This window comes from Pseudomonas sp. 2957 (assembly GCF_031456345.1).
GTDB lineage: Bacteria > Pseudomonadota > Gammaproteobacteria > Pseudomonadales > Pseudomonadaceae > Aquipseudomonas > Aquipseudomonas siliginis.
Genome location: NZ_JAVDUL010000002.1, coordinates 805,034 through 819,555 on the forward strand (window position 1 = coordinate 805,034; position 14,522 = coordinate 819,555).

8 protein-coding genes are annotated in these 14,522 nt (G+C 59.2%); 7 read left to right on the forward strand and 1 reads right to left on the reverse strand.

The genetic code is table 11. The features are described from left to right. Window positions 1–6: 6 nt before the first annotated feature. Genes nuoI through nuoN form a run of 6 tightly spaced genes read left to right on the forward strand, consistent with a single transcriptional unit; the run spans window position 7 to window position 6,270 of the window. Window positions 7–555, forward strand: coding sequence for an NADH-quinone oxidoreductase subunit NuoI (gene nuoI / locus J2Y39_RS09170; protein WP_016775283.1), 549 nt, complete (start codon window positions 7–9; stop codon window positions 553–555). A 9-nt stretch (window positions 556–564) separates the two neighbouring features. Continuing rightward, window positions 565–1,065 carry an NADH-quinone oxidoreductase subunit J gene (gene nuoJ, locus J2Y39_RS09175; protein WP_007951462.1) on the forward strand — a complete coding sequence of 167 codons (501 nt, stop codon included), beginning with the start codon at window positions 565–567 and terminating at the stop codon, window positions 1,063–1,065. A gap of 3 nt (window positions 1,066–1,068) precedes the next feature. Continuing rightward, window positions 1,069–1,377, forward strand: coding sequence for an NADH-quinone oxidoreductase subunit NuoK (gene nuoK / locus J2Y39_RS09180; RefSeq protein ID WP_003180046.1), 309 nt, complete (start codon window positions 1,069–1,071; stop codon window positions 1,375–1,377). After that, on the forward strand, window positions 1,374–3,227 hold the full coding sequence (gene nuoL, locus J2Y39_RS09185) for an NADH-quinone oxidoreductase subunit L (RefSeq protein WP_024013419.1): 1,854 nt from the start codon (window positions 1,374–1,376) through the stop codon (window positions 3,225–3,227). Before nuoK ends, nuoL begins: the two co-directional genes overlap by 4 nt. Before the next feature lie 39 nt (window positions 3,228–3,266). Continuing rightward, entirely contained in the window at window positions 3,267–4,799 is a 1,533-nt protein-coding gene (gene nuoM, locus J2Y39_RS09190; protein ID WP_016775285.1) for an NADH-quinone oxidoreductase subunit M, read from the forward strand. Window positions 4,800–4,806: 7 nt separating this feature from the next. Continuing rightward, window positions 4,807–6,270, forward strand: a complete 1,464-nt coding sequence (gene nuoN, locus J2Y39_RS09195; RefSeq protein WP_024013420.1) for an NADH-quinone oxidoreductase subunit NuoN — start codon at window positions 4,807–4,809, stop codon at window positions 6,268–6,270. 135 nt (window positions 6,271–6,405) lie between these two features. Here nuoN and J2Y39_RS09200 read toward each other — a convergent pair whose 3' ends face one another. Next, window positions 6,406–10,644, reverse strand: coding sequence for a hypothetical protein (locus tag J2Y39_RS09200; RefSeq protein WP_310216897.1), 4,239 nt, complete (start codon window positions 10,642–10,644; stop codon window positions 6,406–6,408). A 296-nt stretch (window positions 10,645–10,940) separates the two neighbouring features. Here J2Y39_RS09200 and J2Y39_RS09205 point away from each other — a divergent pair, with 296 nt between their 5' ends. Next, entirely contained in the window at window positions 10,941–14,519 is a 3,579-nt protein-coding gene (locus J2Y39_RS09205; RefSeq protein ID WP_310216900.1) for a Tc toxin subunit A, read from the forward strand. Window positions 14,520–14,522: the final 3 nt, after the last annotated feature.

Consider the following 14,522-nt stretch of genomic DNA (forward strand, 5'->3'; position numbering starts at 1 on the left):
TGACCCATGTTCAAATATATTGGCGACATCGTTAAGGGTACCGGTACCCAGTTGCGCAGCCTGGTCATGGTCTTCGGCCATGGCTTTCGCAAACGCGACACCCTGCAATACCCCGAAGAGCAGGTCTATCTGCCGCCGCGCTACCGTGGCCGCATCGTCCTGACCCGCGACCCCGATGGCGAAGAACGCTGCGTGGCCTGCAACCTGTGCGCCGTGGCTTGCCCGGTGGGTTGCATCTCGCTGCAGAAAGCTGAAACCGAAGACGGTCGCTGGTACCCGGACTTCTTCCGGATCAACTTCTCGCGCTGCATTTTCTGCGGTCTCTGCGAGGAAGCCTGCCCGACCACCGCGATCCAGCTGACCCCGGATTTCGAGATGGCCGAGTTCAAACGTCAGGACCTGGTGTACGAGAAAGAAGATCTGCTGATCTCCGGCCCCGGCAAAAACCCTGATTACAACTTCTATCGTGTTGCAGGTATGGCAATCGCTGGCAAGCCGAAAGGCGCTGCGCAGAACGAAGCCGAACCGATCAACGTGAAGAGCTTGCTGCCTTAAGGAAGAACGATGGAATTCGCTTTCTATTTCGCATCGGGTATTGCTGTGGTGTCCACGCTGCGTGTGGTCACCAACACCAACCCCGTGCACGCCCTGCTCTACCTGATCATCTCGTTGATCGCCGTGGCCATGACCTTCTTCGCCCTCGGCGCACCGTTCGCCGGCGTGCTCGAAGTGATCGCCTACGCCGGTGCCATCATGGTGCTGTTCGTGTTCGTGGTGATGATGCTCAACCTGGGTCCCGCCTCGGTGCAGCAGGAACGCACCTGGCTCAAGCCCGGCATCTGGGCAGGACCGGTGATTCTTGCCGCGCTGCTGCTGGCCGAACTGCTGTATGTGCTGTTCGCTCACCAGAGCGGCCAGGCCATCGGCCACACCACCGTAGACGCGAAAGCCGTGGGCATCAGCCTGTTCGGCCCGTACCTGCTGGTGGTCGAACTCGCCTCGATGCTGCTGCTCGCCGCAGCCGTCACGGCGTTCCATTTGGGCCGTAACGAGGCGAAGGAGTAAGACATGCCTGCTATCCCTCTCGAACATGGTTTAGCCGTTGCCGGCATCCTGTTCTGCCTTGGTCTGGTCGGCCTGATGGTCCGCCGCAACATTTTGTTCGTGTTGATGAGTCTGGAAGTGATGATGAACGCCTCTGCCCTGGCCTTCATCGTTGCGGGCGCCCGCTGGGCGCAGCCGGATGGACAGATCATGTTCATCCTGGTGATCAGCCTTGCCGCAGCCGAGGCCAGTATTGGCCTGGCGATCCTGCTGCAACTGTATCGCCGCTTCCACACGCTCGATATCGACGCTGCCAGTGAGATGCGCGGATGAACCTACTCTTTCTGACTTTCGTATTCCCTCTGATCGGGTTCCTGTTGCTGTCGTTCTCGCGCGGCCGCTTCTCGGAAAACCTCTCGGCGCTGATCGGTGTCGGTTCGATCGGCCTGTCGGCCATCGTCACCGCTTACGTGATCTGGCAATTCAACGTCGCGCCGCCGGAAGGTGGCGTGTACACCCAGGTGCTGTGGCGCTGGATGTCGGTGGAAGGTTTCCAGCCGAACTTCGCGCTGTACCTGGATGGCCTGTCGGTGACCATGCTCGGCGTGGTCGTCGGCGTCGGCTTCCTGATCCACCTGTTCGCGTCCTGGTACATGCGTGGTGAAGACGGTTACTCGCGCTTCTTCTCGTACACCAACCTGTTCATCGCCAGCATGCTGTTCCTGATCCTCGGCGATAACCTGCTGTTCATCTACTTCGGCTGGGAAGGCGTGGGCCTGTGCTCGTACCTGTTGATCGGTTTCTACTACAGCAACCGCAACAACGGTAACGCGGCACTCAAGGCATTCATCGTCACCCGCATCGGCGACGTGTTCATGGCCATCGGCCTGTTCATCCTGTTCCAGCAACTGGGCACGTTGAACGTCCAGGAACTGCTGGTGCGTGCGCCTGAGCACTTCAAGGTCGGCGATTTCTGGATCGTTCTGGCAACCCTGATGCTGCTCGGCGGTGCTGTCGGCAAATCGGCGCAACTGCCGCTGCAAACCTGGCTCGCGGATGCGATGGCCGGCCCAACCCCGGTTTCGGCACTGATCCACGCCGCGACCATGGTCACCGCCGGTGTCTACCTGATTGCCCGTACCCACGGTCTGTTTGCGCTGGCGCCGGACATCCTGCACCTCGTCGGCATCGTCGGTGGCGTGACCCTGGTACTGGCCGGTTTCGCCGCGCTGGTGCAGACCGACATCAAACGTATCCTTGCCTACTCGACCATGAGCCAGATCGGCTACATGTTCCTCGCGCTGGGCGTTGGTGCCTGGGAAGGCGCGATCTTCCACCTGATGACTCACGCCTTCTTCAAGGCCCTGCTGTTCCTTGCTTCCGGTGCGGTGATCGTTGCCTGCCACCACGAGCAGAACATCTTCAAGATGGGCGGTCTGTGGAAGAAACTGCCACTGGCCTACGCCAGCTTCATCGTCGGTGGTGCCGCGCTGGCCGCTCTGCCACTGGTTACCGCAGGCTTCTACTCCAAGGACGAAATCCTCTGGGAAGCGTTCGCCAGCGGTAACCAGGGTCTGCTTTACGCAGGTCTGGTCGGTGCGTTCATGACGTCGCTGTATACCTTCCGCCTGATCTTCATCGCGTTCCACGGTGAAGCCAAGACCGAAGCCCACGCCGGCCACGGCATTGCCCACTGGCTGCCATTGTCGGTGCTGATCGTGCTGTCGACTTTCGTCGGCGCGATGATCGTGCCACCGCTGCACGGCGTACTGCCGCAAAGCGTTGGCCATGCCGGTGGCGAAGCCAAGCACAGTCTGGAAATCGCCTCGGGCGCCATCGCCCTGGCCGGTATCCTGCTGGCAGCGCTGCTGTTCCTCGGCAAGCGTCGCTTCGTCACGGCGATCGCCAACAGCGGCATCGGCCGTTTCCTTTCGGCCTGGTGGTTCGCTGCCTGGGGCTTCGACTGGATCTACGACAAACTGTTCGTCAAGCCGTACCTTGCGATCAGCCATGTACTGCGCAAAGACCCGCTCGACCAGACCATCGGTCTGATCCCGCGTATGGCCAAGGGTGGTCACACTGCCCTGAGCCGCACCGAGACCGGTCAACTGCGTTGGTACGCCGCCTCGATGGCTGCTGGTGCCGTGCTGGTGATCGGTGCCATCGTGCTGGTAGCGGTCTGATATGAACCTTGCGAATTTGCGAAAGGAAACGAGCCCGTCATGATTCTGCCTTGGCTAATCCTGATCCCCTTCATCGGCGGCCTGCTGTGCTGGATGGGTGAGCGCTTCGGCGCTACCCTCCCGCGCTGGATTGCGCTGTTGACCATGACCCTGGAACTCGCGCTCGGCCTCTGGCTGTGGGCCCACGGTGACTATTCATTCGCACCGGCGCCGGGCGCCGATCCGACCTGGGCGCTTGAGTTCAAGCATGTCTGGATCCAGCGTTTCGGCATCAACGTGCACCTGGCCCTCGACGGCCTGTCGCTGTTGATGATTCTGCTGACCGGTCTGCTGGGTATCCTCTCGGTACTCTGCTCGTGGAAAGAGATTCAACGTCACGTTGGCTTCTTCCACCTGAACCTGATGTGGATCCTGGGCGGCGTCGTCGGCGTGTTCCTCGCCCTCGACCTGTTCATGTTCTTCTTCTTCTGGGAAATGATGCTGGTGCCGATGTACTTCCTCATCGCGCTCTGGGGTCACAGTTCTTCGGACGGCAAGAAAACCCGGATCTACGCAGCGACCAAGTTCTTCATCTTCACTCAGGCGTCCGGCCTGATCATGCTGGTGGCGATCCTCGGTCTGGTGCTGGTCAACTTCAACAACACCGGCGTGATCACCTTCAACTACGCCGACCTGTTGAAAACCAAGATGTCGATGACCACCGAGTACATTCTGATGCTCGGTTTCTTCATCGCTTTCGCGGTCAAGCTGCCCGTCGTACCGTTCCACTCCTGGCTGCCTGATGCTCACGCCCAGGCACCGACTGCCGGTTCCGTCGACCTCGCCGGTATCCTGCTGAAAACCGCTGCGTACGGTCTGCTGCGTTTCGCCCTGCCGCTGTTCCCGAACGCTTCGGCGGAGTTCGCGCCGATCGCCATGACCCTCGGTCTGATCGGGATCTTCTACGGCGCGTTCCTCGCGTTCGCACAAACCGACATCAAGCGTCTGATTGCCTTCTCTTCCGTTTCCCACATGGGCTTCGTGTTGATCGGTATCTACTCCGGCAGCCAACTGGCGCTGCAAGGCGCAGTGATCCAGATGCTGGCGCACGGTCTGTCGGCAGCGGCGCTGTTTATCCTCAGCGGCCAGTTGTACGAGCGTCTGCATACGCGTGACATGCGTGAGATGGGCGGTCTGTGGTCGCGTATCGCGTACCTGCCGGCGATCAGCCTGTTCTTCGCGGCGGCGTCGCTGGGCTTGCCGGGCACCGGTAACTTTGTCGGCGAGTTCCTGATCCTGATCGGCTCCTTCGCCAGCGCTCCATGGGTCACGGCGATTGCCACTTCCGGTCTGGTGTTCGGGTCGGTCTACTCGCTGATCATGATCCACCGTGCCTACTTCGGCCCGTCGAAATCCGACGCGGTGCTGCACGGCATGGACGCGCGCGAACTGATCATGGTGCTCGGTCTGGCGGTGTTGCTGATTTACCTCGGCGTCTACCCGCAACCGTTCCTCGACACCTCTGCCGCCACCATGCATGGCGTGCAGCAGTGGCTCGGCACCGCCTTCTCTCAACTCGCTTCGGCCCGGTAAGAGCGCTATGGAATTCACGATTCAACACTTTATTGCGCTTGCGCCACTGTTGATCACCAGCCTCACCATTATCGTGGTGATGCTGGCAATCGCCTGGCGCCGCAACCACTCGCAGACCTTCCTGATTTCGGTGGCGGGTCTGAACCTGGCCCTGCTGTCGATCCTGCCTGCGTTGAAAGTCGCGCCTCTGGCCGTGACCCCGTTGCTGCAGATCGACGCGTTTGCCTGTCTGTACATGGCGATGATCCTGGTCGCCACGCTCGCCTGCGTCACCCTCGCCCACGCTTATCTGGGTGATGGCGGTTCGGGCTACCCGGGCAACCGCGAAGAACTGTACCTGCTGATCCTGATGGCCGCCGCCGGTGGTCTGGTTTTGGTCAGCGCGCAGCACCTGGCCGGGTTGTTCATCGGTCTGGAACTGCTCTCGGTACCGGTCTACGGTCTGGTGGCTTACGCCTTTTTCAACAAGCGTTCGCTGGAAGCCGGCATCAAGTACATGGTGCTGTCGGCTGCCGGTTCCGCGTTCCTGCTGTTCGGTATGGCGCTGCTCTACGCCGACGCCGGTTCGCTGAGCTTCGTCGGCATCGGTCAGGCCCTGGCTGCGACCGGCCTGCCAAGCCCGCTGGCGCAACTGGGCCTGGGCATGATGCTGATCGGTCTGGCGTTCAAGCTGTCGCTGGTACCGTTCCACCTGTGGACGCCGGACGTCTACGAAGGTGCTCCGGCACCGGTGGCGGCGTTCCTCGCCACCGCTTCGAAGGTCGCGGTGTTTGCGGTGATGGTGCGTCTGTTCCAGCTCTCCCCTGCTGCCAGCAGTGGTGTGCTGAGCGATGTGCTCAGCGTTATCGCGGTCGCCTCGATCCTGTTCGGTAACCTGCTGGCCCTGACCCAGAGCAACCTCAAGCGTCTGCTCGGTTACTCGTCGATTGCGCACTTCGGCTATCTGCTGATCGCGCTGGTGGCGAGCAAGGGTCTGGCGGTGGAAGCCATCGGCGTCTATCTGGTGACTTATGTCATCACCAGCCTCGGCGCGTTCGGCGTGATCACCCTGATGTCCTCGCCGTACAACGGCCGCGACGCCGACGCCCTGTACGAGTACCGCGGCCTGTTCTGGCGCCGTCCGTATCTGACCGCCGTGCTCACCGTGATGATGCTGTCCCTGGCCGGCATTCCGCTGACCGCTGGCTTCATCGGCAAGTTCTACATCATCGCCAGCGGCGTCGAAACGCGTCAGTGGTGGCTGGTCGGCGCACTGGTACTGGGCAGCGCCATCGGCGTGTTCTACTACCTGCGCGTGATGGTCACCCTGTACCTGATCGAGCCAAACCTGCGTCGCCACGACGCCCAGCTGCACTGGGAACAGAAAGCAGGCGGCGTGATGCTGCTGGCCATCGCCCTGGTCGCTTTCTTCCTGGGCGTGTACCCGCAGCCATTGCTGGTGCTGGTACAGCAGGCTGGTCTGGCGGGCTGATTGCTCGGCTGATCTGGCTACACATGAAAACGGCACCTTCGCAGGTGCCGTTTTTTTTGTCCGGGATTTGTTGCACAGCAAACTACCCTCGACGAGTACCGCGCCTCACTCCCCTTGTCGACGCTTGCTCAGCCACTACTTTCCATAGCGGTTACGAATGGTCAGGCTTGCAGACTCTCCGTCGTAGTAGCTGATAAATATCCAACCATCGCGAGCAGTAATATTTTCCATGGTTGGCTTGCCAGTCACCGCGACGGTCACCGGCACTCCCCCCGCCGGCAGTCCCGTGAAAGTGGAAACCGCGCGAATGCCATATCTCCAGAACGAGGCCGAACCTCCCATTTGCTGAGGGCCGAATCTTTCAGATACCTCAGCACTGTTATGCGCCAGCGACATGGGCAACTCCAGCGAACTGAATTCCAGCGCCGGCACCTTCAACCAGACTGCGAAATCGCCGGCACTGGTACTGTCGACGCAGTTCAGCAACCAGCTCACCCCGTCCTCGCCGAGCGTTTGCGGGATGCTCGGACTCAAGGTCACGCCTAGATCGGCCGCTTGCGCACTCAACTCCAGAACCACGTCCTGGCCGAGCAAAAAACTGCTGTCCTGGGGTCGCAAAGTCAATGTATGCGTGGCCCCAAGGCAGGGGTACGCCGGGGCACCACCGAACACCTGGGGGAACCCATCCAGATCAAACCTCACGGCGTCAGCCAAATCCCCCGCTTCCACTCGCCCGGGCAGCTCCCAGTCGGGCAGTATCGAACTGGCCAGACTCAAACCATAAAAACCACTGTTCGCCTCTTCGGTAGAAATATACCAATGGATTGACGATCCTTTGTTTATTGTCAGCGGCGTGCCCAGATCAGGGTTGAAAGTCAGGCCTCGTTCCTTCGCGCCCCAGAAGTTCTGCAAAGTGACGGTAGAGCCAATCAAAACACTGTCGTCGGCAATCTTCAGCTCCAGCTTATAGGGCAGGTTTTTTCTCAACAGCACGAGTTCGCTTGCAGGGTCGACGCGCTCGCCGTCCAGATAAAGCTCTGCTGCCTGCGCCCAAACATCGTCCAGTACGGCATTCACTTCATAGAGTTCGGTCAAAATCACACCGGCGTTATCCTGAGTGACGTCCGCCAGAATTTCATGCTTGCCGACTGTCTCAGGTGTATAGCGATAACTGGTCCAGCCGTTGACGTCGGTCTGCGTTGTCGCCAGCAATTCCTCCTCGCCATTGACGCGCCACTTCACCTCCACGCCAGCCGCTACCTCCCCGCTGACACCGGAGATGACCTGGATTCGCAACAGCACGCTCTGCTCGGTGCCCACCACCGGTGTACCGATGGCGGGTGTAGCGTCGCCAATGGCATACCGCGATTCGCTGACCTTGAAGGAGCGAGCCTCAGTCCAGTCGGACCAGTCGCCGTCGAATGTCTGCCGGGCCTGCACGGCGTAGTCTCTGAGGGGCCACGCTTTTTCTGCGGTCCAATTCCACCGGGTTGAACCGTCGACGATGGCAAACTCTTCCTTGGGATCAAGCGCATGACGCAGGACAATCTCACCTCCCGTTGCTCCTGTGCCTCGAATCCTCGGATAGCGTGATGTTTCGGAGTTCGCCCGTGGCGCTTCGATCGATGGAGTTGACGGGGCAGCCTTGACCGTAAACCGATGCGGCGCACTCCAATCCGAATCAGTCCCACCGCTGGCCTGTTTAGCCTCAAGGACAATGGTGCCTGGATCCAACGGTTCCACCACTGTGAATGTCAGGATCCCGTCTGCACCCGCTGTCTCTTCGTGCAACGTCGCGCCGTTCTCAAAACGAACGGTTTGCAGCGCGCCTGGCAGGCCGGCGATCTTGAGGGTGGGATACCTTGAGGTTATGCCTCCCGCCTGTGGCTGCCGGAATTGAGGGGCGTCGGGCCGGTCCTCCACCTCCACGGTGAAAGTGCACAAGTCACTGGGGTCAGAGTCCACGCCGTTTACTGTCTGGATGACGTAGACGGTGTTTTCGCCCGACGACCAATCCGCCGCCGGTGTGAAGAGGCGGTTGGCCCCACTGCCGGTGAATTTGCCAGCCACCGGTGCACCTCCCTCGGTGGACATTTGCACCGTGACGATACCTGCCACGACGTCGGTAATAGTCAGTGTCTGTCTTGCTGAGGCTGGGCGGGGCGGCGGTGTGATGGCTGGTCTGGATGGCTTCGCTGAGAAGACGATGAGATCGCTCGGATCCGAACTCACCAAACTCAGGACTTGAACGACCTTTACCTGATTAGTGCCTGGAGCCCAGTCCGAAGCTGGCATAAAAGTACGTGTGCTTCCGCTGCCAGTGAAATCGCCAGCCACCGGCGCGTCTTTCTCTGTGGTCAGCCGTAGCGTGACGTTACCTGCTACGACGCCAGTAATGGTCAACGCCTGATTCGGCAGAGTCGGCTCAGGCGGTAGAGTGATGGCCGGTCTGGATGGCTTCACTATGATTGAAACAACATCGCTCCAATATGAAGGAACGCCCCCAACGATTTGAAGGACCTTGACATAGGTCGCGCCTGTAGCCCATTCCAGGGTTGGCGTAAAAATAAAGGTGCCGCCGCCAGTGAGATGACCAGCCACCGGTTCACCTTCCTGGGTGGACATTTGCAGCGTGACGTTACCTATCACGACGCCGGTAATAGTCAGTCTCTGTTTTGGTGAAGTCGGGATGGGCGGCCTTTCAATAGCAGGTCTGTATGGCCTCACTCCAATGGAAACAATTTCGCTCGGATCCGAGGCCACGCCGCCTACAGTTTGGACGACCTTGACTCTGGAGCCAGCCGCCCAGTCCGAAGCTGGCATAAAAGTACGCGTGCTTCCACTGCCAGTGAAAGCGCCCGCCACCGGTGCGCCTGCCTCGGTGGACATTTGAAGCGTAACGTTACCTGTCACGACGCCGGTGATGGTCAGCGCCTGTCTGATCTCGGATGGGCTGGGTGGCGGTGTAATGGATGGTCTGGGTGGCTTCACTACGATGGAAACGAGATCGCTCGGATCCGAAGCCACGCCGCCTACGGATTGAGTAGCCTTGACCCGGCCTGCAATCCAGTCGGCTGTTGGAGTGAAATTGCGTGTGTTGCCGCTGCCGCTGAAAGTGCCAGCCACCGGTGCGCCTGCCTCGGTGGATATTTGCAGCGTGACGTTTCCTGCGACGACGCCAGTAATGATGAGTATCTGTCTTGCCGGCCCCGGATTGAGCGGCGGTGTAATGGATGGTCTGGATGGCTTGACTGCGATGGATACAAGATGGCTCGGATCAGAAGCCACACCCTCTACGGTTTGAACTACCTTGACCCGGGTGGTGCCTGCATCCCATCTCCAGGTCGGCGTAAAGGTGCGTAAGGTGCCACCGCCCATGAAACTTCCTTCCACCGGTGCGCCTTCCTCGGTAGACATTTGCATCGGAACGTTGCCTGCCACGACGCCGGTTATCTCCAGGGTCTGCATGGGCGAGGCCGGGCTGGGCGGCGGTGTGATGGCTGGTCTGGATGGCTTAACTGGAATAGAAACAAGATCGCTCGGATCCGAAGCCACTCCATCCAAGAATTGAACGACCTTGACCCGAATGCCTGCAACCCAGTCCGAGGTTGGCGTAAAAGCGCGCGTTGCACCACTGCCAGTGAAACCGCCAGCAACCGGTGCGCCCGCTTCAGTGTACATTTGCAGCGTGACGTCACCTGTCACGACGCCGGTAATGGTCAGTATCTGTCTTGCTGAGGCAGGCTTGGGTGGCGCAGGTATGGCGGGACTGGATGGCTTCACTGCAAGGGAAACAGGATCGCTCGGGTCTGAAGCCAAGCCATCTACGGTTTGAACGACCTTGATCCACGTGAGGCCTGCTGCCCAGTTCGCGCTTGGCGTAAAAATGCGCGTACTGCCACTGCCAGTGAAACTGCCAGCCACCGGTGCGCCTGCATCGGTGGACATTTGCAGCGTGACGTTGCCTGCGACGACGCCGGTAATAGTCAGCGCCTGTTTGACCGCCGCCGGGTAAGGCGGCGTGTTGATGGTCGGTCTGGGCGGTTTGGGTTGCGGCACATACAAATTGTGACATTCAGCCCATTCACTCCAGACCCAGACCTGCTTGTACCTGACTTTGAAATTGAAGTACGCACCAAAGCGATCAAAAGACGTATCAGGTACCCAATGCTCCAGCTTTGCCCACTCATCTTCTGAACCATGATGGTCAGTTGCTTCTCCCCAGCATTCGATTTTCCAACTATCAGTGACTCCTCCAGGAGATAGAGCGACGATATTGAACCCGCCTGGCGAGACTGTAGAGTTGCTTAAAGGTGACAAAATCAAAGGCGCCGGCCACAGGCCATTCGGTTGCAGCTTGTTCTCGTCGTCCATATCCATCGCTCCCGTTATCCCGGCGCAATTGCCGATCTTCAGACGCGATTCTTGATGTCGGGCATCCCTTGCGCCTACCTGTCAACTCTGACAGTTCTGACGAACGGTCACGCTTGAGCATGGAAAAATCGGCATTTCCAAACTGCATAACAGCAATCAGATTGATTTCCATAAGGCCTAAAAAACTGTTGAAAACCTGTCAGGTTTGACAGGTTACCCAAGTTCATTTTGTCGTTACTTTGTTCCTGCCCAGGCATTTTTCCAATGCCTCCCCTTCTGGCAGGAGATCCAAAGTCATGGCCGACACCCCCTCCCTGATGAATGCCCTCATCAGTTCCGACGCCAGATTGAAGAAAGACCGCAGCGACTTCCCCACCGCCATGCAGCAAATGGGCTTCACGTCAGTTTTCGACATCGTCCGTTTATCCAAAGCAGCGTTCGCTCGCCAGCTCGCCCTTCACAGCGACGCCAACGCCGATGTGGCTTATGACAATGCGATGAAGTATGCGGCGCTCATTTCGCGCCTGTATCGGGAATACCAGACCTCTTCCGGCGCGTTGCAGCAACTGGCTCAACGCAGTGGTGTGAGCTCGCTGGTTTCGCTGGGCGCTACCTATCAACGCATGTTCAATGAAAACTGGGACGAGTTCACCAAGGTCGGAGCCATTGCCGCCAACGATAGTCCGGTGGCCTACCTGACTGAACTGCGGAGATTCTCCCTTCAACTGGAAGCCACCAGTGAGGATCCCAAGCGGCTGTTGATGGATCAACGCCGTCCTGACCTCAAGGACCTGTTGATCAGCCAGGAGAGCACCTTCACACCGAGGCCAATGCTGGAAATTGTCACGCAGGTATTGGAAAGTCATCTGCGCACCTATCTGGATGGCAATCTTCCCGACAAAAGCAAATCCACCTATCAGGTACTGGCCGAACGGAGCTACCCCTTCGAACTGCCCTACAACTTCTATCATCACCAATGCCAACTTGGGCTCGCGGATAATAAGCCGCGTCTGGGCGAGTTGAATTACCGGGCCAGTCTGTTGCTACCGATCAAACAGGTGGCAATCAATGACTATGGGCAATTGCAGCAACCGGCGCTACAGGCACAACGGTTGCTGTGCGGGTTGAGCCCACAACAACAGCAATTGCTGCTCGCCCCCCCGGTGTTCAGCCATTTTTATCTGACCCGCAGCAATCTCATCAACGGCTGGCAAAACCCTCTCACTGCCTACCTGCGGCCACATACCACACCAAGCAGATGTTACTTGCTCCTGTCCGGGCAGCCCGACGACGTGGTCGCGACTCCGTTGGCGGACGCACCAACGAATCAAGGCGGCTCCAAAACCGTTGTCTCACTGACCTTTCGTAAAGACGACAAGACCGTGCCTGCCAGTATCGATCTGAGCTCTAACGTGCCGGACCTCACAGGGACTGGCTGGCTGATAAATCGTCTGCACGCTGCGATAGATAAACCCATCGTTGTGCATTTCCAGGCTGCCACCCTTCCCACGCCGACCGAGCAGGAATACACAGCCAGATTCGATCTGATCACCGCCACCGGGACGGTGGAGCAACCGGTCCGTCTGGCCAGACAGCGCTTCGCCTTTACGCTGGATGAGCAGTACCGCCTGACGACGACAGAAAAGAACTTTTTCAAAGGCGCCTACGGTGTCGAAGTCACCAGCGATGCGCCTGTGCAGCAATTGACCCTGTTGACCGACTTCATGCAGCACACTGGCCTCACCGCTGAACAGGTCGAGCAACTTGTGGCCCGCCGCAGCTTTGCAGTGCGATTGTCGCCCAATTGTCCATACCTGCAGCCGACCCCGAACAGGATTGACCTGCTGACCGGGTCTTTTCCAAATCACTACGGTGCCTGCTACGTCAATGGCATCGGTCCCGGTGCTGAACTGTCCGACAACGCGCCGGAACCGGCCCCGGAAACAGACCTGAGCGATGAGCCAGACCACGCCATAGGACTGGAGCGGATAGCGTCGGGTGACAACACACAATGGTGTCTGACCAAAACCTCACTTGATCGTCTCGATCGTCTTCAGCGGATGATCCGCCTGCAACGCTGGAGCGGCATTCCTTTCGCCGGGCTCGACACGTTGATCTGCAGTGCCATCCGCGCCGAGGGCGAATCAAACCTGGGCATGGAGCTCAACGAAAACACCCTGCGTGCGCTGGGCGTCTATCGCTACCTGAACCAGCGCTACAGCATCGAACCTGAAGAGTTCGCGGCGCTGCTGCACGACCTCAGCCCCTATGCCAGCGGCAAGGACGCGGTGCCGTTGTTCGATCAAGTGTTCAACCATGTGCAACTGTTCGACACACCGCTGATTCTTGATCAAACACCCATCGATTTGACCACCCTCGATGCCGCGACGCAGAAAACCCTGCTGCAACTCTGTGCCGGGCTCGGTGTGCAACCCACCGAAGACTCTTTGCTGTTGATTGCCCGTCAGACCGAAAAGCACGTGGGCGCGCTCAAGCGTGACTTGCCTACCGTTTCCTCGTTGTACCGCCAGGCGCGGATAGCCCGGTTGTTCGGTCACTCGGTCGAAGAACTGCTGGCGTTGGCGGGACTTCTCGGAGGCTCGTCTTACAAAACCGCACTGGCCAGCGGCCGCTTGAGTGCAACGACTGCGGAGGCGAATCCGGACATCCTCGATGTGCTGATGCAACTGGATTGGGCCTTCGCCTGGCTCAAAGACAGTCAGCAGACCGTGACGCAGGTATTGCAACGCCTGGGCATCGATGCCCCGCCAAATCCCGAAGAGCAGGAAAATGATCAGCAGATCAGATTGGCTGAGCAAGCTCCCCTGCCCGATGAGTTGCGGGCGCGTCTGACCACGCTGCAGAGTGATACGCGCCGCAGCCTGGCGACCGAGGCGCAAGTCAATGCGCTGGGTCTGCCACTGCAAGAGGATGGCAAACGCAAGCGAGGAGAAATCAACTGGTTTCAATTGCTGATCGAACACCATCTGATCACTGCTGACGGCCTGCTGTCTGGCCTTGATCGCACACTGACCCTGACAGATGAACCCGTTGCCTGGTTACAGGCCGATGTCGCGCAAGCGCTCAAAGGTCTAGGGCTGGCCCAACCTGTCAAAGATGCTTGCGCAGACAGACTCGTCAAGTTCCTGCTCGATGTGCATGACCGTCAGGCCCAGTTGCTCGAAGGGCTTTTCCAGGAAACCGCGAAACTCGCGCCGGATTGCTGCCGGGCGGTCATTCACTGGGCGTGGGCCACGCCCTATAGCATTTTGCAGCAAGCACTCAAGACCCCGCTGCCCCAAGCGTTGATCGAGGATTATCAACGGGTGGCTCGCCACGCCGAGATCGTCAGAGAGCTGCGTTTGAGCAATAGCGCTCTGCGCCTGTTTGCAATCAATCCGACGTGGCTGGGTGGCGCGGCATACGAGGAAGGCAGTAACAGCATGCCTTCGCTTGCCGATCTCTATCTGCTTGAACGCTTCAGTCATTGGTTCCACAGCCAGAGCCAGTCCGAAGACCATGTCCTGAGTTATTTCAGCTGCGCCAATCCAGCCAAGGCCCAATTGAAAAACAAGGCCCTGCGCCAGCTCGCCAGCGAAACGGCCGATGCTGCCCTTGCTCGTTTGCTGAACTGGCCGCAGGCGCAAGTTGCCGAGCTGACCAGCTCGCTCCCCGATAAACGCGCCACCTCGATGGCTCAAGTCGACTGGGTCCGTCGTTGCCAGGCCGCTTGTCAGGCCAGCGGCTTGGCCGCCAGAACCCTATTGCAAGCCACCGCGCTGGGCGAACAAAGCGATCTGCTGGCCTGGAAAGCCGTCGGTGAGGGAGTCATGGCCGCCCACTCTAACGCCGCCCCATCACGTGACAATGGTTGAGGA

Bases quoted from the DNA above. Each gene is read 5' to 3' on its own strand.
- J2Y39_RS09205 (WP_310216900.1), top strand. From the start codon at position 10,941: ATGGCCGACACCCCCTCCCTGATGAATGCCCTCATCAGTTCCGACGCC.
- nuoJ (WP_007951462.1), top strand. From the start codon at position 565: ATGGAATTCGCTTTCTATTTCGCATCGGGTATTGCTGTGGTGTCCACG.
- nuoI (WP_016775283.1), top strand. From the start codon at position 7: ATGTTCAAATATATTGGCGACATCGTTAAGGGTACCGGTACCCAGTTG.
- J2Y39_RS09200 (WP_310216897.1), bottom strand. From the start codon at position 10,644: ATGGACGACGAGAACAAGCTGCAACCGAATGGCCTGTGGCCGGCGCCT.
- nuoM (WP_016775285.1), top strand. From the start codon at position 3,267: ATGATTCTGCCTTGGCTAATCCTGATCCCCTTCATCGGCGGCCTGCTG.
- nuoL (WP_024013419.1), top strand. From the start codon at position 1,374: ATGAACCTACTCTTTCTGACTTTCGTATTCCCTCTGATCGGGTTCCTG.
- nuoN (WP_024013420.1), top strand. From the start codon at position 4,807: ATGGAATTCACGATTCAACACTTTATTGCGCTTGCGCCACTGTTGATC.
- nuoK (WP_003180046.1), top strand. From the start codon at position 1,069: ATGCCTGCTATCCCTCTCGAACATGGTTTAGCCGTTGCCGGCATCCTG.